The 24,766-nt window shown below is 69.0% G+C and carries 22 protein-coding genes and 1 other RNA gene; 18 read left to right on the top strand and 5 right to left on the bottom strand.

The features are described 5' to 3' along the window. Positions 1 to 5: 5 nt before the first annotated feature. Entirely contained in the window at positions 6 to 1,406 is a 1,401-nt protein-coding gene (gene asnS / locus MWN52_RS10370) for an asparagine--tRNA ligase (protein ID WP_286574566.1), read from the bottom strand. 151 nt (positions 1,407 to 1,557) lie between these two features. On the opposite strand from asnS, the gene MWN52_RS10365 reads away from it, so the two are divergent. The 10 genes from MWN52_RS10365 (at position 1,558) to MWN52_RS10320 (ending at position 11,850) form a co-directional block, all read left to right on the top strand. After that, positions 1,558 to 1,896 (top strand): HesB/IscA family protein, encoded by a 339-nt coding sequence (locus MWN52_RS10365; protein WP_130531555.1) that lies wholly within the window; start codon positions 1,558 to 1,560, stop codon positions 1,894 to 1,896. A 259-nt stretch (positions 1,897 to 2,155) separates the two neighbouring features. Then, entirely contained in the window at positions 2,156 to 2,584 is a 429-nt protein-coding gene (gene rpsF, locus MWN52_RS10360; protein WP_286574564.1) for a 30S ribosomal protein S6, read from the top strand. 12 nt (positions 2,585 to 2,596) lie between these two features. Then, positions 2,597 to 2,827, top strand: a complete 231-nt coding sequence (rpsR, locus tag MWN52_RS10355) for a 30S ribosomal protein S18 (protein WP_093137332.1) — start codon at positions 2,597 to 2,599, stop codon at positions 2,825 to 2,827. Positions 2,828 to 2,998: 171 nt separating this feature from the next. Beyond that, on the top strand, positions 2,999 to 3,448 hold the full coding sequence (rplI, locus tag MWN52_RS10350) for a 50S ribosomal protein L9 (protein WP_130518196.1): 450 nt from the start codon (positions 2,999 to 3,001) through the stop codon (positions 3,446 to 3,448). 735 nt (positions 3,449 to 4,183) lie between these two features. Beyond that, complete coding sequence (locus tag MWN52_RS10345; protein ID WP_165394507.1) at positions 4,184 to 5,590, top strand: replicative DNA helicase; 1,407 nt, start codon at positions 4,184 to 4,186, stop codon at positions 5,588 to 5,590. Positions 5,591 to 5,671: 81 nt separating this feature from the next. Next, positions 5,672 to 7,087: a cryptochrome/photolyase family protein gene (locus MWN52_RS10340; protein ID WP_286574560.1), complete on the top strand. Its 1,416-nt coding sequence runs from the start codon at positions 5,672 to 5,674 to the stop codon at positions 7,085 to 7,087. 134 nt (positions 7,088 to 7,221) lie between these two features. Next, positions 7,222 to 7,911, top strand: a complete 690-nt coding sequence (locus MWN52_RS10335) for a YiaD family glycine zipper/OmpA-like lipoprotein (RefSeq protein WP_131658854.1) — start codon at positions 7,222 to 7,224, stop codon at positions 7,909 to 7,911. 180 nt (positions 7,912 to 8,091) lie between these two features. Continuing rightward, positions 8,092 to 9,321, top strand: coding sequence for an MFS transporter (locus tag MWN52_RS10330; protein ID WP_286574559.1), 1,230 nt, complete (start codon positions 8,092 to 8,094; stop codon positions 9,319 to 9,321). 271 nt (positions 9,322 to 9,592) lie between these two features. Beyond that, a complete protein-coding gene (locus tag MWN52_RS10325; RefSeq protein ID WP_286574557.1) occupies positions 9,593 to 10,588 on the top strand; it encodes a carbohydrate kinase family protein in 996 nt (331 codons plus the stop codon). An 8-nt stretch (positions 10,589 to 10,596) separates the two neighbouring features. Beyond that, on the top strand, positions 10,597 to 11,850 hold the full coding sequence (locus tag MWN52_RS10320) for an AGE family epimerase/isomerase (protein WP_425608019.1): 1,254 nt from the start codon (positions 10,597 to 10,599) through the stop codon (positions 11,848 to 11,850). 267 nt (positions 11,851 to 12,117) lie between these two features. Here the strand turns inward: MWN52_RS10320 and ssrA are convergent. Further along, positions 12,118 to 12,471, bottom strand: a transfer-messenger RNA (tmRNA) gene (gene ssrA, locus MWN52_RS10315). 158 nt (positions 12,472 to 12,629) lie between these two features. On the opposite strand from ssrA, the gene MWN52_RS10310 reads away from it, so the two are divergent. Next, positions 12,630 to 15,074: a S8 family peptidase gene (locus MWN52_RS10310; RefSeq protein ID WP_286574556.1), complete on the top strand. Its 2,445-nt coding sequence runs from the start codon at positions 12,630 to 12,632 to the stop codon at positions 15,072 to 15,074. 72 nt (positions 15,075 to 15,146) lie between these two features. Here the strand turns inward: MWN52_RS10310 and smpB are convergent, their stop codons facing one another. Next, entirely contained in the window at positions 15,147 to 15,641 is a 495-nt protein-coding gene (gene smpB, locus MWN52_RS10305; protein WP_130518223.1) for an SsrA-binding protein SmpB, read from the bottom strand. Between the two features lie 74 nt (positions 15,642 to 15,715). On the opposite strand from smpB, the gene MWN52_RS10300 reads away from it, so the two are divergent. Together MWN52_RS10300 and MWN52_RS10295 are read left to right on the top strand one after the other, a co-directional pair. Beyond that, on the top strand, positions 15,716 to 16,144 hold the full coding sequence (locus tag MWN52_RS10300; RefSeq protein WP_130518224.1) for a type II toxin-antitoxin system RatA family toxin: 429 nt from the start codon (positions 15,716 to 15,718) through the stop codon (positions 16,142 to 16,144). 5 nt (positions 16,145 to 16,149) lie between these two features. After that, positions 16,150 to 16,404 (top strand): RnfH family protein, encoded by a 255-nt coding sequence (locus MWN52_RS10295; RefSeq protein ID WP_130518226.1) that lies wholly within the window; start codon positions 16,150 to 16,152, stop codon positions 16,402 to 16,404. 21 nt (positions 16,405 to 16,425) lie between these two features. On the opposite strand, the gene MWN52_RS10290 is transcribed toward MWN52_RS10295, so the two are convergent. Then, entirely contained in the window at positions 16,426 to 16,824 is a 399-nt protein-coding gene (locus tag MWN52_RS10290) for an outer membrane protein assembly factor BamE (protein ID WP_286574552.1), read from the bottom strand. A 115-nt stretch (positions 16,825 to 16,939) separates the two neighbouring features. Between MWN52_RS10290 and fur the strand changes: the two genes are divergently transcribed. After that, positions 16,940 to 17,344 carry a ferric iron uptake transcriptional regulator gene (fur, locus tag MWN52_RS10285; protein ID WP_130522640.1) on the top strand — a complete coding sequence of 135 codons (405 nt, stop codon included), beginning with the start codon at positions 16,940 to 16,942 and terminating at the stop codon, positions 17,342 to 17,344. Between the two features lie 350 nt (positions 17,345 to 17,694). On the opposite strand, the gene recN is transcribed toward fur, so the two are convergent. Next, the gene (gene recN, locus MWN52_RS10280) at positions 17,695 to 19,362 is read right to left on the bottom strand and encodes a DNA repair protein RecN (protein ID WP_286574551.1); all 1,668 of its coding nucleotides are present in this window, start codon (positions 19,360 to 19,362) and stop codon (positions 17,695 to 17,697) included. A gap of 91 nt (positions 19,363 to 19,453) precedes the next feature. On the opposite strand from recN, the gene hrcA reads away from it, so the two are divergent. The 4 genes from hrcA (at position 19,454) to dnaJ (ending at position 24,468) form a co-directional block, all read left to right on the top strand. After that, a complete protein-coding gene (hrcA, locus tag MWN52_RS10275; protein ID WP_130531546.1) occupies positions 19,454 to 20,530 on the top strand; it encodes a heat-inducible transcriptional repressor HrcA in 1,077 nt (358 codons plus the stop codon). A gap of 48 nt (positions 20,531 to 20,578) precedes the next feature. Next, positions 20,579 to 21,106, top strand: a complete 528-nt coding sequence (grpE, locus tag MWN52_RS10270; RefSeq protein WP_286574549.1) for a nucleotide exchange factor GrpE — start codon at positions 20,579 to 20,581, stop codon at positions 21,104 to 21,106. Between the two features lie 144 nt (positions 21,107 to 21,250). Then, positions 21,251 to 23,176: a molecular chaperone DnaK gene (gene dnaK / locus MWN52_RS10265; RefSeq protein ID WP_130522636.1), complete on the top strand. Its 1,926-nt coding sequence runs from the start codon at positions 21,251 to 21,253 to the stop codon at positions 23,174 to 23,176. Positions 23,177 to 23,340: 164 nt separating this feature from the next. Next, positions 23,341 to 24,468 (top strand): molecular chaperone DnaJ, encoded by a 1,128-nt coding sequence (gene dnaJ / locus MWN52_RS10260; protein ID WP_130522635.1) that lies wholly within the window; start codon positions 23,341 to 23,343, stop codon positions 24,466 to 24,468. The last annotated feature ends 298 nt before the right edge of the window (positions 24,469 to 24,766 follow it).

Genomic DNA, 24,766 nt, shown 5'->3' with positions numbered 1-24,766 from the left:
GGCGCTCAGAACTCCGCGTTGCCCGGTGCGCGCGGGTAGGGGATCGCGTCGCGGATGTTGGACAGGCCGCAGACGTAGACCACCAGGCGCTCGAAGCCCAGGCCGAAGCCGGCATGCGGCACCGTGCCGTAGCGGCGGAAGTCGCGGTACCAGCCGTAGTGCGACGGATCCAGGCCGAACTGCGCCATGCGCGCGTCCAGCACGTCCAGGCGCTCCTCGCGCTGGCTGCCGCCGATGATCTCGCCGATGCCGGGCGCCAGCACGTCCATCGCCGCGACGGTCCGGCCGTCGTCGTTCAGGCGCATGTAGAAGGCCTTGATGTGCTCGGGGTAGTTGGTCACCACCACCGGGCGGCCGACGTGTTCCTCGGTCAGCCAGCGCTCGTGCTCGGTCTGCAGGTCCAGGCCCCATTCGACCGGGAAGTCGAACTTCTTGCCGGACTTGCGCAGCAGCTCGATGGCATCGGTGTAGTCGATGCGTTCGAACGGCGCGTTGATGAACGCTTCCAGCTTGCTGATCGCGGTCTTGTCCACGCGCTCGGCGATGAAGCTCAGATCGTCCATGCGCTCGTCGAGCACGGCCTTGAACAGGTACTTGAGGAACTCCTCGGCCAGGCGCGCGTCCTCGGCCAGGTCGGCGAAGGCGATCTCCGGCTCGATCATCCAGAACTCGGCCAGGTGCCGGGTGGTGTTGGAGTTCTCGGCGCGGAAGGTCGGGCCGAAGGTGTAGACCTTGCTCAGGGCCAGGCAGTAGGCCTCGACGTTGAGCTGGCCCGACACGGTCAGGAAGGTCTCCTTGCCGAAGAAGTCGCGGCCGAAGTCCACCTCGCCGGCGGCGTTGCGCGGCAGGTTGGCCAGGTCCAGCGTGGAGACGCGGAACATCTGCCCGGCGCCCTCGGCGTCGGAGGTGGTGATGATCGGCGTGGAGATCCAGTTGAAGCCGTTCTCGTGGAAGAAGCGGTGCACCGCCTGGGCCAGGCAGTTGCGGATGCGGGTGACCGCGCCGAACAGGTTGGTGCGCGGGCGCAGGTGCGCCACCTCGCGCAGGAACTCCAGCGAGTGCGCCTTGGGCTGGATCGGATAGGTCTCCGGATCCTCGACCCAACCGACCACCTCGAGCGACTCGGCCTGGATCTCGAAGCGCTGGCCCTGGCCCTGCGAGGCCACCAGGGTGCCGGTGGCGATCACCGCGCAGCCGGCGGTCAGGTGCTTCACCTCGGACTCGTAGTTGGGCAGGGTGTTGGGCGCCACGACCTGAATGGGGGCGAAGCACGAACCGTCGCTGACGTTGACGAAGGACAGGCCGGCCTTGGAGTCGCGCCGCGTGCGCACCCAGCCGCGTACCGTCACCTCGCCGCCGGCCGGGAGCTTGCCCGCCAGCGCATGTTCGACGCTCACCACCGTCATGTCTTGAATCCCGGCCCGTTCGGCTCGATCTGAATGAACGCGCAAGTCTACCGGTTGGCGCACGCGGCGGGCACGCTCCGTTCGCTCCGTGGGGCCGCCGCCGGCGCACCCACACCTTATAATTCCGGTCCGCAGCATCGCAGGCATCGTCATGGCCATCACTCTCACGCCGCTCGCCCACCAGCGCGTCCAGCGCTTCGTCCAGACCACGCCCGGCGCGCTGGGCCTGCGCTTCGGCGTGACCCGCACCGGCTGCTCGGGCTGGGGCCATGTGACCGACCTGGCCCGCGAGCAGCGCGAAGACGACACCGTGTTCGAGCAGGACGGCGTGCGTATCTATGTCGATGCCGACAGCCTGCCGCTGGTGGACGGCACCCGGATCGACTTCGGCAAGCGCGGGCTGGGCGAGGAGTTCCTGTTCGCCAACCCCAATGCGACGGCCGAATGCGGCTGCGGCGAGAGCTTCACCACCGACGCCAACGCGGCCTAAGGCGCAGGGCCAGGCGGGGCGGGGGCAAGCGCGTCGCTGACGCTGCCTGCGCAGCCCTGATGCCGGCTCCGGCTGCCGGGTCGGCAGCCGCCCGAATCGCGCCCCATCCCCGCGCGATTGCACGCAACCCCTTGACCTGACATAATTTCCTGCTCCCTGCCGGCCGCCAGGCCGTCGGGGCTCTTGCTCCACCGCATCGGCGGGGGGCTGTCCGGCCGGCGGCATCGCGCCTTCGGCCATCATCCGAAAGGGAACGACAATGCGTTTTTACGAAATCGTGTTCCTGGTCCACCCGGACCAGAGCGAGCAGGTGCCGGCCATGGTCGAGCGCTACAAGGGCATCATCGAGAACGGCAACGGCAAGATCGTGCGTCTGGAAGACTGGGGCCGCCGTCAGCTGGCCTATCCGATCCAGAACCTGGTCAAGGCCCACTACGTGCTGATGAACGTCGAAGTCGACCAGGCCACCCTGGCCGAGCTGACCGAGACCTTCCGCTTCAATGACGCCATCCTGCGTCACCTGATCATGAAGCGCGACGGCGACGTGGCCGACACCGAAATGTCGATCATCATGAAGAGCAAGGACGAGAAGGGCGACAAGCCCGAGCGCGGCGAGCGCCGCCGTCGCGACGACGAAGGCGACAACGCCAAGTCCGACGACGATTCCGACTCCGCCGAAGCCGCCTAAGGAACCCTGACCATGTCCAAGTTCTTCCGTCGCCGCAAGTTCTGCAAGTTCACGGCCGAAGGTGTCAAGGAGATCGACTACAAGGATCTCAACACCCTCCGCCAGTACCTGACCGAGACCGGCAAGATCGTCCCCAGCCGCGTCACCGGCACCAAGGCGCGCTACCAGCGCCAGCTGCAGACGGCCGTCAAGCGCGCCCGTTTCCTGGCCCTGATCCCGTACACCGACAACCACGACGTCTGAGTGCGGAAGTGAGTGGCGGCTAGCGCCGCAGGGAGTGCGTAGTGAGCAAGGCCTCGGCTGTCGCTCGCTCCTCACTCCTCTCCACGCACTCCTGCTTCAACGACACCCGTCCTATTCGGACAGCAACCGTTGCGGCGCTCCTGCGCCGCTAACGAATAACGGAGCAAAGAAATGGATCTGATCCTCCTGCAGAAAGTGACCAACCTGGGCGTCCTGGGCGACAAGGTCAGCGTCAAGCCGGGCTACGGCCGCAACTACCTGGTGCCGCAGGGCAAGGCCGTGCCGGCGACCGCCGCCAACGTGGCCGAGTTCGAGGCCAAGCGCGCCGAGTACGAAGCCAAGGCCAAGGCCATCCACGACGAGGCCTCCGGCCGCGCCGGCAAGTTCGAAGGCGCCAGCGTCACCGTCAAGGCCAACGCCTCGACCGAAGGCAAGCTGTTCGGCTCGGTCGGCCCGCGCGACATCGCCGAGGCCTTCACTGCCGCCGGCCTGCCGCTGGAGAAGAGCGAAGTGGTCATGGGCGAAGGCCCGCTGCGCAACATCGGCGAGTACGACGTGCTGCTGAAGCTGCACGCCGACGTGGAAACCACCGTCAAGGTGGTGGTCGAAGCCGAAGCCTGATCCTTCAGGCAAGCGGTTCGATACGACGGGCGCCGCGAGGCGCCCGTTTTCGTTGGGGGTCTTCTTCGCAAGGTTGGTTGATCGCGACGGGCGTGCTTTGGGCATCGGAAGGGCAGCGGTCCGGCCCCCCACGACCAACGCAATCCTGGTTCGGGAAAGATCGACCACACCGCTTGCACCAGTGGCTCTTGGGTGCTGTGGCTTCGGTGGGAGCGACTGTCTCCACAAATCTCAGCGGCCTGCCTGTAGAGCGGAGCTTGCTCCGCTGCTTTTCGGCCGGATCATGAGGAAGCCCCAGCGGAGCAAGCTCCGCTCTACAGGCGGCCGCCATGGCGGCGATGCGGCTCTACCGGCAACGCCTGCGCCGCGATGAAGCTTTGCCGGAAAGCCCCGTCGCCGCCATGGCGGCTCCCACGGTCATGGGGCCAGACAAGCAATGATGCCGTCAGCATCTGCAGCATTTCAGGCGGGGCCGAGGCCCGGCCGCCGATGGATCGTGACTTCTGTCGAATCGAAGCCTTGAATCTCAACGCTGCCCACCCGAACTCAGGACGCCGACAAGCGCGGATTCGAGAGAAAGCCACTTCGATCCGCATCGCGTGCTCGCAGCCGCTGAGACGCGCAGCGCACATCTTCTCCACTACTTGTCCACAGGCTTATGCATACCGGTCGAGCGGCCGGCTGACTAACATGGGCGCGCGCGTCGGCGCGTTCGCCCTTCGAGACCTCACACCCATGGCTGCACCCCGTCGCGATCGCGAATTCCGCAACGATCCCACCGACACGCGCATCGAACAGCTGCGCATGCCCCCGCACTCGATCGAGGCCGAGCAGGCCGTCCTGGGCGGACTGATGCTGGTGCCCGATGCCTACGACCGGGTCAACGACAAGCTCACCCCGAACGACTTCTACCGCCGCGACCACCAGCTGATCTACCGCGCCATCAGCGAGCTGGCCGAGCGCAGCCGTCCGTTCGACGCGGTGACCCTGGGCGAGTGGTTCGAAGGGCAGGGCCAGTCGGATCTGATCGCCGGCGGCGCCTACCTGATCGAACTGGCCAGCTCCACGCCCTCGGCCGCCAACATCACCGCCTACGCCGAGATCGTGCGCGACAAGGCGGTGATGCGTCAGCTGATCGACGTGGGCACCGAGATCGTCAACAACGGCTTCCAGCCCGAAGGCCGCGAGAGCGCCGAGCTGCTGGCCGCGGCCGAGCAGAAGGTGTTCGCCATCGCCGAGGCCGGCGCGCGCGGGCGCAGCGACTTCGTGGCCATGCCCAACGCGTTGAAGGACGCGTTCTCGGTGCTGCAGGACCGCTACAACAACGGCGGCACCATCACCGGCCTGCCCACCGGCTATACCGAGTTCGACGGCATGACCGCCGGCCTGCAGCCGACCGACCTGATCATCCTGGCCGCGCGTCCGGCCATGGGCAAGACCACCTTCGCGCTGAACATCGCCGAGTACGCGGCGATCAAGTCGAAGAAGGCCGTGGCCGTGTTCTCGATGGAAATGTCCTCGGCGCAGCTGGCGCTGCGCCTGATCTCCTCCAACGGGCGCATCAACGCCCAGCGCCTGCGCAACGGCCAGCTGGAGGACGAGGACTGGAGCCGCGTCACCGCGGCCATCCGCATGCTCAAGGAGACCAAGATCTTCATCGACGACACCCCGGGCCTGTCGCCCGAGGTGCTGCGCTCCAAGTGCCGCCGCCTCAAGCGCGAGCACGAGCTGGGCCTGATCGTGATCGACTACCTGCAGCTGATGAGCGTGCCGGGCAACAGCGAGAACCGCGCCACCGAGATCTCCGAGATCAGCCGCTCGCTCAAGGGCCTGGCCAAGGAACTCAACGTGCCGGTGATCGCCCTGTCCCAGCTCAACCGCTCGCTGGAAACGCGCACCGACAAGCGCCCGGTGATGGCCGACCTGCGCGAATCCGGCGCCATCGAGCAGGACGCGGACATGATCGTGTTCATCTACCGCGACGACTACTACAACAAGGAAAACTCGCCGGACAAGGGCCTGGCCGAGATCATCATCGGCAAGCACCGCGGCGGCCCGACCGGTTCGTGCAAGCTGAAGTTCTTCGGCGAATACACCCGCTTCGACAATCTGGCGCACGATTCGGTGGGCAGCTTCGAATAAGCCCGTCGACGCGCGGCTTCACCGCCCCGCGCCGGCCGGGCGTGCACCATCGCGGCCGTCTCCTTCCGCCCCAAGGCCCGCATGCCCGCCGCACTGGTCTGGTTCCGCAACGATCTGCGCCTGGCCGACAATCCGGCCCTGCACATGGCGCTGGAGGCCGGCTTCGATCCGGTCCCGGTCTACATCCACGCCCCGCACGAGGAAGGCCGCTGGGCGCCCGGCGCGGCGTCCAATGCCTGGCGCCACCGCTCGCTCGAGGCGCTGAGCGCCGATCTGCACGCACGCGGCTCGCGCCTGGTCGTGCGCCAGGGCGACAGCAGCCGCGTGCTGGAGGCGCTGATCGCGCAGAGCAGGGCACAGGCGCTGTTCTGGAACCGCAAGTACGAGCCGACCACCCAGGCGCGCGATGCCACGATCAAGCAGGCGCTGAAGGACCAGGGCTTCGATGCGCGCAGCTGCAACGCCGCGCTGCTGGCCGAGCCCTGGGACGTGGCCACCAAGAGCGGCGGGCCGTACAAGGTGTTCACGCCTTACTACCGCAGCGTGCTGGCCGCGCTGCCGCAGCGTGCGCTGCAGGACGCGCCGCGCACGCTGCCGTCGGTGCCCGCGCGCATCGGCAGCGAAGGCATCGACGCGCTCGGCCTCAAGCCGCGGCTGGGCTGGGACGCGGGCTTCTGGGCGCAGCACCAGCCCGGCGAAGCCGGCGCGCACGAGGCGCTGGAGGTCTTCGTCGACGGTGCGCTGTCGGGCTATCTGGACCAGCGCGACCTGCCGGACCGGACCGGCACCTCGCAGCTGTCGCCGCATCTGCACTTCGGCGAGATCGCACCCTGGCGGGTGATCGCGCGGCTGGAGCAGGTGCGCAGCGCCAGGCTGGAGCGCGACATCGACGGCTTCATCCGCCAGCTGGTGTGGCGCGAGTTCGCCTATCACCTGATGCACCACTTCCCGCACACGATCGAGGACAACCTCAACCCGCGCTTCGACGGCTTCCAGTGGGCCAGGGCCGATGCCAGCCGGATGCAGGCGTGGCAGCGCGGTCGCACCGGCGTGCCCATCGTCGATGCGGGCATGCGCCAGCTGTGGCACACCGGCGTAATGCACAACCGCGTGCGCCTGCTCGTGGCCAGCTATCTGACCAAGCACCTGCGCGTGCACTGGCTGGAAGGGGCGCGCTGGTTCTGGGACACGCTGGTCGATGCGGACCTGGCCAACAACACGCTGGGCTGGCAATGGGTGGCCGGCACCGGCGCCGACGCCTCGCCGTACTTCCGCATCTTCAATCCGGTAACCCAGGCGCAGAAGTTCGATCCGAAGGCGCACTACATCACCCGCTGGGTGCCCGAACTCGAAGCGCTGCCGGTGCAGGCGCGCTTCGCGCCATGGGAGTCGCCCGACCTGCTCGAGCGCCTGGCGCCCGAGTATCCGCGCCGGCCCCTGGTGGATCTGTCCGAAGGGCGCGAGGCCGCGCTGGCCGCGTATGCGGCGACGCGTTGAACCTGACAGGAATTTCGCGCCGCTGAACCTCTCCAGGCTCGGCACTGCGCGATTCATCGGCATTTGTCGCAGCGGGCGTTAGCGTGCGCACACCGCAACACACCCGGATCCACCCCCGGAAAGGTTCTCTCACCATGAACACCTCCAAGTTGCTCTCGCGCACCCTGCTGTGCGGCGTCCTCTCCGCGACCATGCTGGCCGGCTGCGCCACCTACACCGGCCAGACCAGCGACCCGAACGATCCCAACCGCACCCGCAACAACGCGCTGATCGGCGCCGGCATCGGCGCGGCGGTCGGCCTGCTCAGCGGCCACGATGCGACCTCGCGTCGTCAGCATGCGCTGATCGGCGCCGGCGTCGGCGGCCTCACCGGCGGCGCGATCGGCGTCTACCAGGATCGCCAGGAGGCGCAGCTGCGTCGCCAGACCGCCGGCACCGGCATCGACGTCAGCCGCGACGGCGATGTCATCAAGCTCAACCTGCCGGACGGGGTGACCTTCGACTTCGGCAAGTCCGCGCTCAAGCCGCAGTTCTATCCGGCGCTCAACAACGTGGCCGCCACGCTGAAGGAGTTCAACCAGACCATCGTGGAAGTCAGCGGCCACACCGACAGCGTGGGCAGCGATGCGGTCAACCAGACCCTGTCCGAGGCGCGCGCCAATTCGGTCGCCGACTACCTGATCGGCCAGGGCCTGATGCGTCAGCGCTTCGAGGTGATCGGCATGGGCAAGCGCTATCCCATCGCTAGCAACGACACCGAGGCCGGCCGCGCGCAGAACCGCCGCGTCGAGATCCGCGTGCTGCCGGTCGAGCAGGGCGGCTGACCGACCGCAAGTTCCACACGTCGCACGACACGACGGGCCGCATCGCGGCCCGTTGCTTTTGTGACAGCGCGCCCGCGATGGTCTCTCGCGACCTCGCGCGTCATGGAAAGCTGCGTGTGATCAGGTCGATGTTGCGGCGCGTCATAATGCACGGCCTTCCGCATCCGCCAGGCATCCCCCATGGCCCCTGCGCCCACGCCCGGCACCGCGCCGGCTGCGCCCGTTTCCCGCCGCGTCTATGTGCTGATCCTCTTCGCCCTGTCGATGGGCGGTTTCGCGATCGGCGTGGGCGAGTTCGCCTCGATGGGGCTGATGCCCCATATCGCCCGCGGGCTGTCGATCAGCGAGCCACAGGTCGGCCATCTGATCAGCGCCTACGCGCTGGGCGTGGTCGTGGGCGCGCCGGTGCTGGCGATCCTGGGCGCGCGCCTGCCGCGACGCACGCTGCTGCTGCTCCTGATGGGGTTCTATGCGCTGGGCAACCTGGCCAGCGCGCTGGCGCCGAACTACGGCGTGGGGCTGGTGTTCCGCTTCATCGCCGGGCTGCCGCACGGCGCCTACTTCGGCGTGGCCGCGCTGGTGGCCGCCTCGATGAGCCCGCCCGACCGCCGCGCCGCCGCGGTCAGCCGGGTGATGCTCGGCCTGACGGTGGCGATGCTGATCGGCAATCCGCTGGCGACCTGGCTGGGCCAGGTGCTGAGCTGGCGCTATGCCTACGGGCTGGTCGGCGCGCTCGCGCTGCTGACCGTGGCGCTGGTGGCCGCCTTCCTCAAGCCGAACCCGAACGAGCCGCGCCAGGATCCGCTGCGCGAACTGCGCGACTTCCACCGCCCCCAGGTCTGGTACGCGCTGGCCATCGGCGCGATCGGCTTCGCCGGCATGTTCTGCGTGTTCTCCTACCTGGCGCCGACGCTGCTCGAGGTCACCCACCTGGACGAGCGCTGGGTGCCGGCGGCGATGGTGGCCTTCGGCGTCGGCGGCATCCTGGGCAACGTGGGCGGCGGCTGGCTGTTCGACCGACTGCAGTTCCGCGCCACGCCGGTGGTGCTGACCTGGTCGACGCTGGTGCTGCTGGCGTTCCCCGCCAGCGCCCATTCGGTGTGGACGCTGCTGCCGGCGGTGATCGCGGTCGGCACCATGGTCAGCCTGGCGCCGGTACTGCAGACCCGGCTGATGGACGTGGCTTCCAGCGCGCAGACCCTGGCGGCCGCGTCCAACCACGCCGCCTTCAACGTGGCCAACGCGCTGGGGCCGTGGCTCGGCGGCCTGGCGATCAGCGCGGGGCTGGGCTGGACGGTCACAGGCTACGTCGGCGCAGCCACCGCGGCGGCGGGCCTGGCGCTCTACGGGCTGGCGCGCCGCGCCGAGCGGCGCGAGGCGGGCGAGGGCGCGGCCGAAGCGGCAGGCTGAGTCGTGTCGGGCGGGTGGCGCGCGCCTTGCGCGTCACCTAGGCTGGCGGCTCCGACCGGCTTTCGCGCGCCTTGGTGCTGCGCTGCGGGATGCAATCCAATGCGCGGTATGCGAAATTTCAATCGATCTAAATCGGTTGAACACGGCCAAATGGCGATTCAGTCCCACCTCCCGCGCGCCCCTGCCGCGCCGTGTGCGCCAGCGCTGGCTCCCGCGCGCATGGCCGCACTGCAAGCCCGTCTCTTCCCGCTCCCTTCTGCGAATTCCCAGCATGCCGCATGACGCTGCGCCCGGCCGCCCGGCCTCTCTAGTCTGCTTCGGCGAAGTGCTGATCGACCTGCTGGCCCAGCCGCCGGTCGAAGGCCAGGCCCGCGCCTTCGAGCAATACGCCGGCGGCGCGCCGGCCAATGTCGCGGTGGCCGCCGCGCGCCTGGGCGCGGACAGCCAGTTCGTGGGGATGCTGGGGCAGGACATGTTCGGCGACTTCCTGCATGAGGCGCTGGCCAACTTCGGCGTTGGCGTGGGCCACACGGTGCGCACCGCGCAGGCCAAGACCGCGCTGGCGTTCGTGGCCCTGGACGAGGCGGGCGAGCGCAGCTTCAGCTTCTATCGCCCGCCTGCGGCCGACCTGCTGTTCCGGGCCGAGCATTTCGACGCCGACTGTCTGGCGCGCGCCGATGTCTTCCATTTCTGCTCCAACAGCCTGACCGATGAGGATTGCGCGCAGGCCACCTTCGCCGGCGCGCAGCGCGCCGGCCAGGCCGGCGCGGTGGTGAGCTTCGACCTCAACCTGCGCCCGGCGCTTTGGCCGGAGGGCGTCGATCCGACGCCCACGCTGTGGCAAGGCCTGGCGCTGGCCCAGGTCGTCAAACTCTCGCGCGAGGAGCTGCAGTTCCTCGCCGGCCACGATGCGCAGGCCGAGGCCGGCGTCATCGCCCGCCTGCTGGCCGGGCGTACCGAGCTGCTGGTGATCACCGACGGCCCCGGCGAGGTGGTGTGGACCACGCGCCAGGCGCAGGGGCAAGTGTCGGGCTTCGCCGTGCAGGTGCGCGACACCACCGCTGCGGGCGATGCCTTCGTCGGCGGGCTGCTGGTCCGGCTGGTCGAACTGGGCGGGGCGGGCGCGGGCTTCAGCGCGTTCTGCGCCGACCCGGCCCGTGTTGAAGCAGCCGTGCGCTTCGGCACCGCCACCGGCGCGCTGGCGGTCACGCGCAAGGGCGCGTTCGCGGCCATGCCGACCCGCGCCGAAGTCCTGTCTCTGCTGTGATCAATCCGATGGACGCTGCCCCGATGCCCAACTTCCGCTCCACCGACTTCCTGCGCGAGCACATCGCCCAGACGATGGCCTTCTACCACCCGCGCGCGATCGATCCGGCCGGTGGCTTCTTCCAGTACTTCAAGGACGACGGCACCGTCTACGACGCCGGCCATCGTCACCTGGTCAGCAGCACGCGCTTCGTCTTCAACTACGCCATGGCCTGGCGCGAGTTCGAGCGTCCCGAATACCGCGAGGCGATGCTGCACGGCCTGCGCTACCTGCGCCAGGTGCACCGCAACCCGGCCAACGGCGGCTATGTCTGGACCCTGCGCGACGGCGTGCCGGAGGACACCACCAACCACTGCTACGGCGTGGCCTTCGTCCTGCTGGCCTACGCCTGCGGGCTGAAGGCCGGCGTGGAAGAGGCGCGCGGCTGGATGGACGAGACCTGGAACCTGCTCGAGCAGCGCTTCTGGGAGGCCGGCCCCGGCCTATACCGTGACGAGGCCGACGCCGACTGGAACTTCAGCACCTACCGCGGCCAGAACGCCAACATGCACATGTGCGAGGCCATGCTGGCGGCCTGGCAGGCCAGCGGCGAGCGCCGCTACCTGGACCGCGCCCTGCTGCTGGCCGACCACATGACGCGCCGTCAGGCGGCCAAGGCCGGCGGCCTGGTGTGGGAGCACTACGACACCGACTGGAACGTGGACTGGGAGTACAACAAGGACAATCCCAAGCACCTGTTCCGCCCCTGGGGCTTCCAGCCCGGCCACCAGACCGAATGGGCTAAGCTGCTGCTGATTTTGGACCGCGAGCTGGACGGCGGCATCGACTGGCTGGTGCCGACCGCGCGTCACCTGTTCGACACCGCCGTGGGGCGCAGCTGGGACGAGAAGCGCGGCGGGCTGTACTACGGCTTCGCACCGCTGGTGACGCCGCTGCCCGCCGACAGCGGCGACATCGCGCAGCAGCCCACCCAGGTCTGCGACGACGACAAGTACTTCTGGGTGCAGGCCGAAAGCGTGGCCGCCGCCGCCCTGATCGCCCTGCGCACCGGCGATGCGACCTACTGGGAATGGTACGACCGCCTGTGGCAGTTCTCGTGGGCGCACATGATCGACCACACCTACGGCGCCTGGTACCGCATCCTCGATGCGGACAACCGCAAATACAGCGACGAGAAGAGCCCCGCCGGCAAAACCGACTACCACACCATGGGCGCCTGCTACGAAGTGATGGATCAGCTGCGCGCGCACGGCGCAGGTTAGGCAGCGGCCGGGTCGCTTCCCAGCGGTCGCGGAAGCCGGTCGGACGCCAGTCGCCGCCCGGGACGAGGGCCGGCGCACCTTGCGACGCCAGAATGAGGACCAGGCGGCGGCCATGCGGCGCGGCCTGCAGATGCGGGCCCGCGGTCACGATGTAGGTCTGCCCCACGGCGAGCACCCGTCGATCGGTCGGCGTTTCAATGTGATGGCCCGGAAACGAAGAAGGCCGCCCTCGCAGGCGGCCCGACTCGTTGAATCCATTCAAGTGTTTGGTGGAGGTGGGGGGAATTGAACCCCCGTCCGAAGGCACTCCATGCCCGGTACTACATGCTTAGCTCACCGTTGGATCTCGTCCCGGAGCAGCACGGCGTGCGAAGCGCACCCCAGGACCAGCCTGTTTTGGTTAAGCGATGACTGACAGGCAGCCGTCAACGCCGGTTCCGTGATAATGACCCTACATCCACGAGCACGGGCACAAGTGGGTTCGGGGCTTACGCCTTAAGCGGCGAGAGCGTAGTTGTCGTCGTTGGCAACTATGATTTTGCCGCTGGATTTACGAGGAAAGCTGCCCCCTCGGCATGCACCAGACAATTTCGCAACCCCCGTCGAAGCCAGTGCACCCCCGGTTCGAACTGGGTCGGAAGATCGTTCCGATGCAATCAGTGTAGGGGCGCAGGACACCGGTCACAAGGCGTGCGACGCGGCCCGGTTAGCCTGCAGTGGCCTGACCGCACCGGCCCAGCGCCGGCGTTGGCACGGACATCCCCCGGCAGGAGACGCGCATGGCCCGCAAGCCCCCGGCCCGCAAGGCCGCCCCGTCCACGTCCACAGCCCGGCGCAAGACCGGCGCCGCCACCAAAGCCGCGGCCGCCCCGCCGGAGACCCCGCTGGCGCGCAGCGGCTACATGGCCGGCGCCCAGGGCAAGGCGATGACCGTGGTCTACATCCACGGCATCGGCAACAAGCCGCCGGCCGAGGTGCTGCGCTGCCAGTGGGACCAGGCGCTGTTCGGCCGGGCCATGGGCGAGCGCACGCGCATGGCCTATTGGGTGGACCGCAAGCGCTATCCGGTGCCCGAGGCCGGCACCTGCAGCGATCGCGACGAGGGCCCGACCATCAGCCAAGCCGAGCAGCGCGTGCTGTCCGCCTTCGGCCTGCCGCCGGCCGGGGGCGACCTGCATGCGCTGGTCGATGCGCTGGCGCAGACCCCGCAGCAGCGCGCCCAGCTGGAAGCGGTGCTGGACCAGGTCCAGGACGGCGCGGCGCTCGAGGCGGCCGGCGGCCCTGGCGCGCGCGGCCTGTGGTCGGGTCTGAACGAGATCCTGCTGCGGCTGGTCTCGGCCGCGCTGCTGCAGGATGTGCACGATTTCTTCTTCGTCCCGGCACGGCGCGCGGCGATGGAAGACAGCCTGCGCGAGCGGTTGATGTCCGGCGGCGGGCCGTTCGTGGTGGTGGCCCACAGCCAGGGCTCGATGATCGCCTACGAGGTGCTGCGCAAGCTCAAGGCCAGCCAGTGCGATGTCGCGCTGCTACTGACGATCGGCTCGCCGCTGGGGCTGCCGGCGGTGCGCAGCATGCTCAAGCAGGACATCAAGCAGAAGAAGCTGCCGTTCCCGCCGTGCGTGCGCGCGTGGTTCAACGTCGCCGACCGCCGCGATCCGGTCGCGCTGGATGCCGACCTGTCCGACGACATCGCCGGCGCCGACGGCCGCTTCAGCAACTACGCCGCGCCGGGCATCAACCCGGACGGGCCGCGCAATCCGCATTCGGGCTCGGGCTATCTGTCCATCGCGCAGGTGCGCAGCCGGGTCCGCGACGTGGTCGGGGCCGGCTTCGATCAGCCGGTGACCAGCACGGTGGTGCTCAAGGACCTGTCCGACCGGATGGAGGCGATGGGCGGGGCGACGCGGCACGAGGTGTTGATCGAGCTGGACCAACTGCCCTCCGGCCTGCGCCCGGCCGAGGTCAAGACGGACCTGGTGGCGCGGATCCGTGCACTGGCCGGCCCGCAGACCGGGCTGTCGGGGCCGGCGCTGGATGAGGCGATCGTGCTGGAGGACACGCTGGACCGCTTCGTGTCGGCGCAGCTGACACGCTTCGAGATCGAATCGCTGCGCAACGACTTCAAGGCGCTGAGCTTCAAGCGGCTGTGGCGAGACGCGGGCAAGCGCGCCCTGCTGGACCGCTCGCGCAGCGTGATCCAGGCCGACGCCGCGCAGAGCGCCTATCACGCGCTGGGGCAGGGCATCGGCTGGGCGGTGCTGGACACCGGCATCGCCGCCGGCCATCCGCACTTCTACCAGGCCGGCAAGCGCGACCTGGTGCCGGCGCAGTGGGACTGCACCGTGCGTGGCGCGCCGAAGCTGCTGCGACGCGCCGATGGGCGCGCCTTCACCCACATGGACCGCAGCGGGCATGGCACGCACGTGGCGGGCATCATCGCCGGGCAGTGCAGCGCGCCGTATCCGGGGCAGGATGGTGGGGCGAAGGTCGCGTTCACCGCGATCGCGCCGCAGGCCCAGCTGTACGGCTTCAAGGTGCTCGACGATGAAGGCCGCGGGCGCGACTCGTGGATCATCAAGGCGATCCAGCAGGTCGCCAGGATCAACGACGAGGCCGGGCAGCTGGTGATCCATGGCGTCAACCTGAGCCTGGGCGGCTGGTTCGACGCCGAAAGCTATGGCTGCGGATTCACGCCGCTGTGCAACGAGCTGCGCCGGCTGTGGCGGCAGGGCGTGGTGGTGGTGCTGGCGGCCGGCAACGAGGGCCTGGCCTGGCTGGTCCAGCAGGACGGCGTGCCGCTGGCGGCCAACATGGACATGACCATCGGCGATCCGGCCAATCTGCAGGAGGCCATCGCGGTGGGATCGGTGCACAAGACCAACTCGCACAGCTACGGCGTGTCCTACTTCTCCTCCAAGGGGCCGACGGCCGATGGGCGCTGCAAGCCGGACGTGGTGGCCCCGGGCGAGAAGATCATCTCGGCTCACTACGATTACCGCCTGCGCGAGCCGTCCACCTGGATGCTGGAAATGAGCGGCACCAGCATGGCCGCCCCGCACGTGTCCGGGCTGGTGGCCGGCTTCCTGTCGGTGCGGCGCGAGTTCATCGGCGCGCCCGACCGGATCAAGGCGCTGCTGATGGCGCACTGCACCGACATCGGCCGCGATCGCTACATGCAGGGCTGTGGCGTGCCCAACCTGGTCAAGATGCTGGCGGCGACCTAGCGGGCGTGCCGAATGCGGCCTTGCCAGGAGGCCAGTCGAGGCACCGCGACCGCTAGAGGACCCGCGGCGCGCTCAGGCGTCGCGGTTGTGCCGGCGCATCACGCGCTGCTTGTCGCGCGCCCACTCGCGGTCCTTCTCCGAGGCGCGCTTGTCGTGGGTCTGCTTGCCCTTGGCCAGCGCCAGCTCCAGCTTGACCTTGTTGCCCTTCCAGTACATCGCGGTGGGGATCAGGGTGTAGCCGTCGCGCTCGACCTTGCCGATCAGCGAGTCGATCTCGCGCCGGTGCAGCAGCAGCTTGCGGGTGCGGCGGTCGTCGGCCACCACGTGGGTGGAGGCCTGGATCAGCGGGGTGAACTGCGCGCCGAACAGGAACAGCTCGCCCTGGCGCACCACCGCGTAGCTCTCGCCGATGTTGGCGCGGCCGGCGCGGATCGACTTCAGCTCCCAGCCCTGCAGGGACAATCCGGCCTCCATGCGCTGCTCGAGGTGGTACTCGTGGCGCGCGCGCTTGTTCAGCGCGATGGTGCCCGTGCTGTTTGCTTTATCCTTGTCCGACTTCTTTGCCATCCGTCCATTGTCGCCGATGGAGCCGGTCGGGGCGAGTCCGCCCTGTTTCGCCGCTCACTCGCACCTCACACACGATGCCCACCATCCGCCGCAGCGCCCTGGTCGAACATCCGGCCGAGTACATGTTCGATCTGGTCAACGACGTCCGCGCGTATCCGCGCCGCTTCAGCTGGTGCGACAGGGCCGAGGTGATTTCCGCCGACGAGGCGCACATGGTGGCGCGGCTGGACCTGGGCCTGGGCGCGCTGCGCACCTGGTTCACCACCGAGAACACGCTCGAGCGCCCGCGGCGCATCGACATGCAGCTCAAGGACGGCCCGTTCCGCAAGCTGCACGGGCTGTGGGAGTTCCAGGCGCTGGGCGAGGGCACCAGCAAGGTCAGCCTGACGCTGGACTTCGAACCGTCCAGCCGGCTGCTGGGGCCGGCGTTCACGCTGGGCTTCCAGACACTGGCCGACCGCATGGTCGACGATTTCGTGCGTACCGCCGACCGCGGCGACTAAAGACGATGAAGGTCGAGGTGGTGCTGGCCTGGCCGCGGCATTACCGCGCCGCGACGCTGGAACTGCCCGAGGGCGCCAGCGTGGCCGATGCGCTGCGCCAGGCGCGGCTGGAAGGTCAGGATCAGGCCACGGGCGTGGCGGTGTTCGGCGTGCAGGCCACGCCGCAGACGCTGTTGCACGAGGGCGATCGGGTGGAGCTGCTGCGTCCGCTGCAGGTCGATCCGAAGGATGCCCGCCGGCGCCGCGCGGCGACGCCTTAAGGCGTTAAGCTCCGACGCGGATCAGCCGCCGCCGCCTTTCTTCTTCTTGTCCTTGGCCAGGTTGGGGCCGAACTGGCGAACGCTGTTGCGGGCCAGTTCCTCGTCCTGGTTGGGGAAGTAGTCGCCTTCCCACTTGCTGACCGCATCGCCATTGAAGAACACGGTGAAGTTCTTCATCTGGGTGCGGCCCAGGCGGTCGGTGCGCTCGGTGGCGGTGTAGTCCCAGCGCTGGGCATGGAACGGGTCGGCCACCGACGGGGTGCCCAGCAGGGCCAGCACCTGCTGCTTGCTCTGGCCGACGGCGAGCTTGTCCACGTCCTGCTGACGCAGCAGGTTGCCCTGGTAGATCGGCTGCTTGTAGATGATGCCGCAACCGGAAGTGGCCAGGCCAAGGGCGGCGATAAGCAGGAATTTGCGCATGAAGGACGGGTCTGCAAAGGTCGGGAACAAGCCCGCCGATGATACACTGCGCCGCATCGCCGCGACCCAACCGCAAGGCAGCTGGCGTTAAACCGCCAATGAATGGGAGCCCCCGATGGAATCGCTCGATCTGCGCAAGGTCGGTTTGAAGGTCACGCATCCGCGCCTGCGCATCCTGGCGCTGCTGGAAGAAGCCAAGCCCCGGCACATGACCGCCGAAGACATCTACCGCGCGCTGATGGGCGTGGGCGATGAGATCGGCCTGGCCACGGTCTACCGCGTGTTGACCCAGTTCGAGGCCGCCGGCCTGGTGCTGAAGCACAACTTCGAGGGCGGCCAGGCCGTCTACGAGCTGGACCGCGGCGAACACCACGACCATATGGTCGACATCGACACCGGTAAGGTCATCGAGTTCTCCAGCGACGAGATCGAGGCGCTGCAGGAGAAGATCGCCGCCGAGCACGGCTACGAGATCGAGGAACACTCGCTGGTGCTGTACGTGCGCAAGAAGCGCAAGTAAGCCGCCTGGCTGGATGTGGTGAAAAAAGGCCGGGAAATCCCGGCCTTTTTTCCGCCCCCCTATTCATTGAAGGGCGCGGCGCGTGAGCGTCTTGGCTTCGGAGGGGCAGCGGTCCGACGGGCCGCTGCCCTGCACATCGTGTGGGAGGCTTCGGGTCGGCAGAAGTCGTGATCCACGCGCCGTGGGAGCAGCCGTCTCTTCCGATCACGCCGCAGCTTACCTGTAGAGCGGAGCTCGCTCCGCTGCTCTCCGTTCGGTTCGCGGGGACGGCCCCAGCGGAGCAAGCTCCGCTCTACAGGAGCGGCGTCACGCGTGGCCGGTCCTTTCCCATCCAGCAGGACTGGGCGTCGTCAGTCCACCGCTTCGAGCAGCTTGCCGGCGGCGGCGCGGGCCTCGGCGCTGACCTGGACGCCGCCGAGCATGCGGGCGAGCTCTTCGCGGCGGGCGCTGGCGTCGAGCGATTCGACCGAGGACTGGGTCATGCCGTCCACCGGCGCCTTGCTGACGCGGTAGTGGGCATGGCCCTGGGCGGCGACCTGCGGCTGGTGGGTCACGCACAGCACCTGGCGCGCGCGGCCCAGGTCGCGCAGCTTCTTGCCGACGATGTCGGCCACCGCGCCGCCGATGCCCGAGTCGACCTCGTCGAACACCATGGTCGGCACCGCGTCCGAGCCCAGCGCGGCCACCTCGATGGCCAGCGAGATGCGCGAAAGCTCACCGCCGGAGGCGACCTTGCGCAGCGGCCGCGGCGGCTGGCCGGCGTTGGCCGCCACCAGCAGCTCGACCCGCTCGGCGCCCTGCGCATCGGGGCGCTCGGTGTCCATGGGTTCGAGCTGGACCTCCAGCTTGCCGCCGCCCATGCCCAGCCCGCCGATCAGGGCGGTGGTCTGCTTGGCCAGGCTGGTGGCGGCCTTGGTGCGGACCTTGGACAAGGCGGCGGCGGCGGCCTTCCAGGCCTGGCGGGCGGCCTCGATCTCGGTGTTCAGGCCGGCCAGGCGCTCGCCGGCGCCGCGCAGGCCGTCCAGCTCCTGTTCGATGCGGGTGGCGACCTCGTCGAGCTGTTCGGGTGCGACGCGGTGCTTGCGGGCCAGGTCGTGCAGGCGGCCCAGGCGGCGCTCGGCGCGCTCGAACTGGGCCGGATCCACGTCCAGATCGTCGCGGACCTGGTTGAGCAGGGCCAGGGCCTCCTGCAGCTGGATCTGGGCGCTGTCGAGCAGGCTGTCGACCTCACCCAGGCGCGGCTCGTGGCTGAGCACGCGCGCCAGTTCGGCGCGGGTCTGCAGCAGCAGCCGGCTGGCCGAGGGGCCTTCGTCGCCGGACAGGCGGGTCAGCCCGTCCTCGCAGGCCTGGATCAGGCTGGAAGCGTGGGCCTGGCGGCGGTGCTGCTGGGACAGGGCCTCGATGGCGTCGGGGCTGAGGTCCTCGGCGCGCAGCTCGTCGAGCTGGTGCTGCAGATAGTTGAGCCGGTCGGAGACATCGCCCTGCGCGGTCAGGCGCTCGCGCTCGGCCAGCAGCGTCGACCAGGCGGCCGCGGCCTGGCGCACCTTGGCCAGCTGCGGCGCGCTGCCGGCGAAGGCGTCCAGCAGGTCCAGCTGGCGCGGCTTGGAGAGCAGCGCCTGGTGCTCGTGCTGGCCGTGGATCTCCACCAGCAGGCCGGCCAGTTCGGCCAGCTGCGAGACCGGCACGGCGCGGCCGTTGATCCAAGCGCGCGAGCCGCCGTCGGCGCGCAGTACGCGGCGCAGCTGGCAGGCGCCGGACTCGTCCAGGGCGTGCTCGGCCAGCCAGGCCAGGGCAGGGGCGGCCGGCGCGAGCTCGAACTCGGCCGACAGCTCGGCGCGCTGGGCGCCGTGGCGCACCACGCCGGCATCGGCGCGCGCGCCGGACAGAAAGCCCAGCGCGTCGACCAGCAGCGACTTGCCGGCGCCGGTCTCGCCGGAGATCACCGTCATGCCGGGGCCGAATTCCAGGTCCGTGGCGCGCACCACGGCGAAGTCCTTGATGGTCAGGTGTCGGAGCATAGTGGCCGGCATTGTAGGGGCAGCCGGCGCAGCGGTTGAGACAGGCGCGGCCCGGTTGCAAGGGCGGCGGCGGGACGCTATCTAAAGCGTCATGAAGCCCTCAAGTCCGGACCTCGATGCGCGCTCGCGGCAGCTGCTGCGCACCCTGATCGCCCGCTACATCCAGGATGGCGAGCCGGTCGGCTCGCGCACGCTGGCCCAGCACGCCGGCCTGGACGTCAGCCCGGCGACGATCCGCAACATCCTGGCCGACCTGGAGGACGCCGGGCTGCTGGCCTCGCCGCATACCTCGGCCGGGCGCATTCCCACCCCGCAGGGCTATCGGGTGTTCGTCGACAGCCTGGTGCAGATGCAGCCGCTGGCCGAGCGCGAGGTCGCGCGCCTGCGCGCCGAGCTGCCGGCCGGCACCGGGACCCAGGCGCTGCTGGGCAACGCCTCCGAGCTGCTGTCGGCCATGACCCGCTTCGTCGGCGTGGTCGGCGCGCCGCGGCGCGAGCAGTTCGCCTTCCGCCACATCGACTTCGTGCCGCTGGACGGGCGCCGCGTGCTGGCGATCGTGGTGTTCGCCGACAGCGAGGTGCAGAACCGGGTGATCGAGCCGCGCCGCAGCTTCGACCCCTCCGAGCTGGAGCGCGCGGCCAACTACCTCAACCACCATTTCGCCGGTCGCCCGATCGCCGACATCCGCGCCACGCTGCTGCGCGAACTGCGCGCGGCGCGCTCGGAGATGGAAGGCCTGCTGGCCCACGCGGTCGAGCTGGCCGACCACGCGCTGACCCCTTCGGACGATGACATGGTGCTGGCCGGGCAGACCCGGCTGATGGGCGTACAGGACCTGTCCGACCTGGACCGGCTGCGCGAGCTGTTCGAGGCCTTCGCTCGCAAGCGCGAGATCCTGCAGCTGCTGGAGCGCACCATGAACGCACCGGGCGTGCGCATCTTCATCGGCGAGGAAACCGGCCTGGCGCCGCTGGACGGCATGTCGCTGGTCGCCGCGCCGTACCGGGCCCAGGCCAGCGGCCAAGTGCTCGGCGTGCTGGGCGTGATCGGGCCCTCGCGCATGGCCTACCAGACCGTGATTCCGGTGGTGCAGGCGGCGGCCGATGCGCTCGGCGCGGCAATGCTGCGTCCCGGCGATGACTTGAATCCGTCCGCGCCGACCCCATAGGTGGGGCTTGCGGCGGACATGCGACCCGCCAGGACGGAAACGACAGACATGACTTCGAACGAACACCCGGCCGGCGAGCACGCCGCCGAGCGCCCCGACGCCCAGGCCTCCACCGAGGCCCTGCTGCAGGCCGAACTTGAGACCCTGCGCAACGAACTGGACCAGCTGCGCGCCTCGGTCCTGCTCGAGCGCGCCGACCTTGAGAACCAGCGCAAGCGCGTGGCCCGCGACGTGGACAACGCCCGCAAGTTCGCCAACGAGAAGCTGCTGGGCCAGCTGCTGCCCGTGTTCGACAGCCTGGACGCGGGCCTGACCGCCGCCGGCGCCGAGCCCAGCCCGCTGCGCGATGGCCTGGAGCTGACCCAGAAGCAGCTGCTCAAGGTCGCCGACGACAACGGCCTGACCGTGCTCGACCCGGTCGGCAAGCCCTTCGATCCCGAACACCACCAGGCCATCAGCCAGGCCGACGCCAACGGCGCCGCGCCGGGCAGCGTCGTGCAGGTGTTCCAGAAGGGCTATCTGCTAGGCGGCCGGCTGCTGCGTCCGGCGCTGGTGGTCGTGGCCCGCCACGACTGAACGCGTCCGGCGGACCTGTCCGGATCGAGATTTTGTGTTCTACGGGCGCTTGAAGCCCACCATCACATCCCTATATCGGGTTCATCGGCAGGCGCGATCCGCCCGCCACACCCCGACAACCACGCTTCCTAACGGAGTCACATCATGGGCAAGATCATCGGCATCGACCTCGGCACGACCAACTCGTGCGTGGCGATCATGGAGGGCGGCAAGGCCCGCGTCATCGAGAATTCCGAGGGCGACCGCACCACGCCTTCGATCGTGGCCTACACCAAGGACGGCGAAGTCCTGGTCGGCGCCTCGGCCAAGCGCCAGGCGGTCACCAACCCGAAGAACACCTTCTACGCGGTCAAGCGCCTGATCGGCCGCAAGTTCACCGACGCCGAAGTCAAGAAGGACCTGGACCTGGTGCCGTACACCATCCTGGCCCACGACAACGGCGATGCCTGGGTGGCCACCGCCGACGGCAAGAAGATGGCCCCGCAGGAAATCTCCGCCCGCGTGCTGGAGAAGATGAAGAAGACCGCCGAGGACTTCCTGGGCGAGAAGGTCACCGAGGCCGTGATCACCGTGCCGGCCTACTTCAACGACAGCCAGCGCCAGGCGACCAAGGACGCCGGCCGCATCGCCGGGCTGGACGTCAAGCGCATCATCAACGAGCCCACCGCCGCGGCCCTGGCCTACGGCCTGGACAAGGGCGACACCAAGGACCGCAAGGTCGCCGTGTACGACCTGGGCGGCGGCACCTTCGACGTGTCGATCATCGAGATCGCCAACGTGGACGGTGAGAAGCAGTTCGAAGTGCTGGCCACCAACGGCGACACCTTCCTGGGTGGCGAGGACTTCGACGCGCGCGTCATCGACTACCTGGTGGACGAGTTCAACAAGGACCAGGGCATCGACCTGCGCAAGGACCCGCTGGCCCTGCAGCGCCTGAAGGACGCCGCCGAGCGCGCCAAGATCGAGCTGTCCTCCTCGCAGCAGACCGAGGTCAACCTGCCGTACGTCACCGCCGACGCCTCCGGTCCCAAGCACCTGAACATCAAGCTGACCCGCGCCAAGCTCGAGGCCCTGGTCGACGACCTGATCAAGAAGTCGATCGAGCCGTGCCGCACCGCGCTCAACGACGCCGGCCTGCGCGCCAGCGACATCAGCGAAGTGATCCTGGTCGGCGGTCAGACCCGCATGCCCAAGGTGCAGTCGGCCGTGGCCGAGTTCTTTGGCAAGGAGCCGCGCAAGGACGTCAACCCCGACGAGGCCGTGGCGCTGGGCGCCGCGATCCAGGGCGGCGTGCTGGCCGGCGACGTCAAGGACGTGCTGCTGCTGGACGTGACCCCGCTGTCGCTGGGCATCGAGACCTTGGGCGGCGTGTTCACCAAGATCATCGAGAAGAACACCACCATCCCGACCAAGGCCTCGCAGACCTTCTCCACCGCCGAGGACAACCAGTCGGCCGTGACCGTGCACGTGCTGCAGGGTGAGCGCGAACAGGCCCGCTTCAACAAGTCGCTGGCCCGCTTCGACCTGTCCGGCATCGAGCCGGCCCCGCGCGGCCTGCCGCAGGTGGAGGTGTCCTTCGACATCGACGCCAACGGCATCCTGCACGTGTCGGCCAAGGACAAGAAGACCAACAAGGAGCAGAAGGTCGAGATCAAGGCCGGTTCGGGCCTGTCCGACGAGGAGATCCAGCGCATGGTCGCCGATGCCGAGGCGCATCGCGACGAGGACAAGAAGTTCCAAGAACTGGTCGGCGCCCGCAACCAGGCCGACGCGCTGATCCATTCGACCCGCACGGCGATCACCGAGCACGGCGCCAAGGTCGGCGGCGATGTGATCGGCAAGGTCGAGGCCGCGCTGGCCGACCTGGAGACGGCGATGAAGGGCGACGACAAGGCCCAGATCGAGGCGCGCTCCAAGGCGCTGGAAGAGGCCGGCCAGTCGCTGTACGCCGCCGCCGCGGCGGGCGAGCAGGGCGGTCCGGGCGCGGACGCCGGTGCGCAGCAGGCACGCGGTGCGGCCGACGACGTGGTCGACGCCGAGTTCACCGAGGTCAAGGACGACAAGAAGTAAGCAGGGATTCGGGATTGGGGATTGGGGATTCGCAAAGGCCTTGGCCTGCGGATCCTCGATCCCGATCCTTGTCCCTGTCTGCGGTGCATAAGAGCGGAAGAGACAGGATCTCTCCGCTTTTGCCTTTAACGAATCCCCGATTCCCGAATCCCCAATCCCCGCCTATGAGTAAGCGTGACTATTACGAAGTCCTGGGCGTGGCCCGCAACGCCAGCGACGAGGAGCTGAAGAAGGCCTATCGCCGTTGCGCGATGAAGTATCACCCCGACCGCAATCCCGGCGACCACACCGCCGAGGTGATGTTCAAGGAGTGCAAGGAGGCCTACGAGGTGCTGTCCGACGGCGGCAAGCGCCGCCTGTACGACCAGCACGGCCATGCGGCCTTCGAGCACGGCATGGGCGGCGGCGGTGCCGGCTTCGGCGGGCCGGACATGGGCGATATCTTCGGCGACATCTTCGGCAACATCTTCGGTGGCGCCGGCGGCGCGCGGCAGGCCCGTCGCGGTGCCGACATCGGCTATGTGATGGAGCTGGACCTGGAAGAGGCCGTGGCCGGGGTCGAGAAGCGCATCGAGATTCCGACCATGGCCGTATGCGAGCCCTGCCACGGCAGCGGTTCGGAGGACGGCAAGGTCGAGACCTGCACCACCTGCGGCGGTCGCGGCCAGGTGCGCATGCAGCGCGGCATCTTCACCATGCAGCAGGCCTGTCCGCACTGCGACGGACGCGGCCAGATCATCCGCAACCCCTGCCGCGTCTGCCATGGCGCCGGGCGCGTGGAGGAAGAGCGCGTGCTGTCGGTCAAGATCCCGGCCGGCGTGGACACCGGCGATCGCATCCGCCTGGCCGGCGAGGGCGAGGCCGGCCCGACCGGCACCCCGCCAGGCGATCTGTACGTGGAGGTGCGTGTGCGCGAGCATGCCATCTTCCAGCGCGACGGCGATGATCTGCACTGCGATGTGCCGATCCGCATCTCGCAGGCCGCGCTGGGGGACACCGTGCGCGTGCCGACCCTGGGCGGCGAGGCCGAGATCCGCGTCCCGGCCGAGACCCAGACCGGCAAGCTGTTCCGCCTGCGCGGCAAGGGCGTCAAGTCGGTGCGCAGCCGCGCCACCGGCGATCTGTTCTGCAAGGTCGTGGTCGAGACGCCGGTCAACCTGACCCAGCAGCAGCGCGAGCTGCTCGAGCAGTTCGAGGCCACCTTCGTCGGCGAGGACGCGCGCAAGCATTCGCCCAAGTCGGCGACGTTCCTGGATGGCGTCAAGGGCTTCTGGGACCGGATGACGTCGTGAGCCTGGGGTCCTGAGTCGGCTGGTTGACTCAGGGCTCCCCGACCTTGAATGCCGGGCCGTTGCAGCGCACTGCGCGCTGATCCCTACGATCCATCGAAACTCGCAAAGCACCCTGATCCGCCCCCTCCCTTGCGCGCAGCGCAGGGGAGGGCCGGGGAGGGGTGCTTTTGCTTTTGCCTTGCTCGCAAACAGCGACAGCAACGACAGAAGCAACAGCAAAAGCTCACCCCTCCCCAACCCTCCCCTGCGCTGCGCGCAAGGGAGGGGGCAGGAGCAGCGATGCGCGGGCGACGCTTCA

Source organism: Pseudoxanthomonas winnipegensis, from assembly GCF_030322905.1.
Taxonomy (GTDB): domain Bacteria; phylum Pseudomonadota; class Gammaproteobacteria; order Xanthomonadales; family Xanthomonadaceae; genus Pseudoxanthomonas_A; species Pseudoxanthomonas_A winnipegensis.
This window is presented reverse-complemented; position numbering and strand designations above follow the sequence as displayed.